1 protein-coding gene is annotated in these 2,725 nt (G+C 35.7%); it reads right to left on the bottom strand.

Annotation, left to right across the window (positions count from 1 at the left end):
- Window positions 1-2,725, bottom strand: a 2,725-nt coding sequence (locus C7448_RS15815) for a hypothetical protein (protein WP_170137017.1), incomplete at both ends; no start/stop codon positions are given.

Genomic DNA, 2,725 nt, shown 5'->3' on the forward strand with positions numbered 1-2,725 from the left:
ATCTACCGCTGTTAAAGTGATGCTTCCTGAATTATCTCCTGAACATAAACTAGCCTCAGCCGACGCCGTGAAACTAGGAATTTCAGCATCTTGAATAGTTACAGTTTGTGTACCTGTAGTACATCCTGTATTTATATCTGTAACTGATACTGTATATGTTCCTGGAGCCAAACTAATAATTGCTGTAGTGTTACCTGCTGGGATAGCTACTGGAGCTCCTCCATCAACCGAATAAGTATAGTTTGCTGTGAAAGTGGCTGTATTGTGTGAACCGCTATTAATTGTAAGAGTAGCTTCTCCATTTAAAACACACTCTGCATTTTTTGTAGGTACCACATCAAATGTAACATTTTCGTGCACTATTACTGTTGTTGGTACACTTTTACAACCTGTAGCATCTCTTACTACAATATCATAACTACCTGGGGTTACATTATTTTGTGTAAAAGTTGTGTTAGTTGTTTCTGTACTAAAGGTAGCTCCTCCATTTAATGAATATTGGTAAGGTGCTACACCAGTAGTAACTGTTGCTGTAATCGTTTTGTTTGCAGGACAACTATCTGCTACTGCTGTGGTTGTAGGTAATTGTGCTACATTTAAAGTTACTGTACCTAAATTAGCGGTACATGCTCCTGTTCCATTACTATCTTCAACTTCTACCGTTACATCTACAGATGTTATACTAGTAGGTGCTGTTACTGTAATTTCATTACCTGTAACTGTTGCTGTTGCCGTCGCTTCAGATAAAGTTACATTATAAGTGTAAGGTGCAAACCCTCCTAAAACATTTTCTACTCTTATCTTCCCTGGAACGTTACATGTAATATCATTTAATTTATTCAAATTACCTGTTATAGGCTGGCCTTCTTTAATTTCAATATCTCCACTTGCCCATTGACATGCTGTTGCTCCACCATCAAAGGCATCTAAAACTATAAAATATAGGCCTGGTGGTAAGTTTTGTAATGCAGCTACTGGCGTTCCACTTGAATTTAATGTATATGAATATGAAACTGTATTAGAAATAGTACCTGTGATACCTAAAGGTTGATCATCAACACCATTGTAAAGTTCCCATGTTACAGTTTTTGTATTAAGTACACCGTCTGTATCATCTATTAAAAATGATAATTCTCCGTTGTTTGCTCCGTTACACGATTGATTTAATGCTGTTGGTGTAATAGATACGTCAAAAGTAGAATCTGGATAAGTTATTGGCTCATCATTCATTTCTATACATCCCGTAGCAATATCTCTTACGAAGAATTGATAATTTAACCCAGGAATGATATTATCAAACACCTTTATTCTTGGTTTTGTAGGATCATCTTCTGGATGCCAAGTACCAGTATTTATAGGATCTTCTGTACTAATTCCAAACTCAAATCCTGATACTCCTGAACCATCTTGAGCTTCAACCTCTACTGAATAACCTAAATTACAGTCACCCATAACGGTTACATTAACAACAATACCACTTACTTGGAAAGGCATTATAAAAATACCGTTATCCTCTCTACATCGCGTAGTACCATCAGTATTAAGAATACGAATTGAAGGATAATATGTTTGTCCTGGTGTTAAACCTAATACTTGATATAAGTTATCTCCTGGAGTTGGATGTGGCGCTACACTTACAGAATGCATTGCATTAGTAATAGGGAACCAATTAGTTCCATCAATAGTATATTCTAAATCGTATGGCGCATAATCTGCCAGTGTATAGTTTTTAAAATTGAAGTTAAAACCTGTATTAGACGGGTCAATTGTAGTACAATCTGCTGGTAAAACAGACTCTAAATTCATTAAAATTGGTGGTACTTCATTTAATGTTACCGTATTAGCATTTTTACAACCTAAATCATCAGTAATTTCTATTGTATATGTTTCGTTTCCAGATAAATTATTAAAAGAAATTGAAGCACCTAAATAATCAGTTACGGTATCTACCGTTGTACCTGCAGTATTTACTACTGTAAAACTATAAGGAGCTTGTCCATTTGAAATTGAAACATCTATACTACCTAAATCACCATTACATGATGGTTGATTTGCTGTTGATGCTATAGTAACAGGAGGTACATTTGCTATCGTAATATTATTAACTACAGTAGTACAGCTTGCAGCATCTCTTACATATACATCATAAGTGTTAGGTCCTAAATTAGTTATAGGGTTCGTGTTTGAAAAACCTGTTGTAGGTACTGGGTCTCCAGCTGTTACTACAGCATATTCGTAAGTTCCTATTCCTGTACCTCCTGTAGCACTAATTGCTATTGATCCAGGTGTACAACTAGCGTTTGTGGGTGTTGCTGTTGCTTGTAACTGCGGATTAATAGTTATACTTTTAGTAGTAATACAACCCCTACCATCTTTTACATTAACTGTATAAGTATTTGGTGTTAGTCCTGTAAAAGTATATTGATTAGGTGTTGCTGCATCTGGATTTTGCCATGGGTTTCCATTAATATTATATTGATAGTCTCCATTACCTACGGTATTGGTGACTAAAATGCTTCCACTTGTTCCATCAAAACATGTTGTTGTTACATCAAAATCTACTGTTTGTGATGGGTTTATTACTACAGTTACTGGTGCTGAATCACAACCTAAACGATCTGTAGCTACTACTGTATACGTTCCTGCTGCTGTATTTATAAATTCTGTCGTAGTCGTTCCTACTGATGCTCCTCCATTATCAAATAACTCATAACTAAATGGTGCG

Source organism: Tenacibaculum gallaicum, from assembly GCF_003387615.1.
Lineage (GTDB): Bacteria > Bacteroidota > Bacteroidia > Flavobacteriales > Flavobacteriaceae > Polaribacter > Polaribacter gallaicus.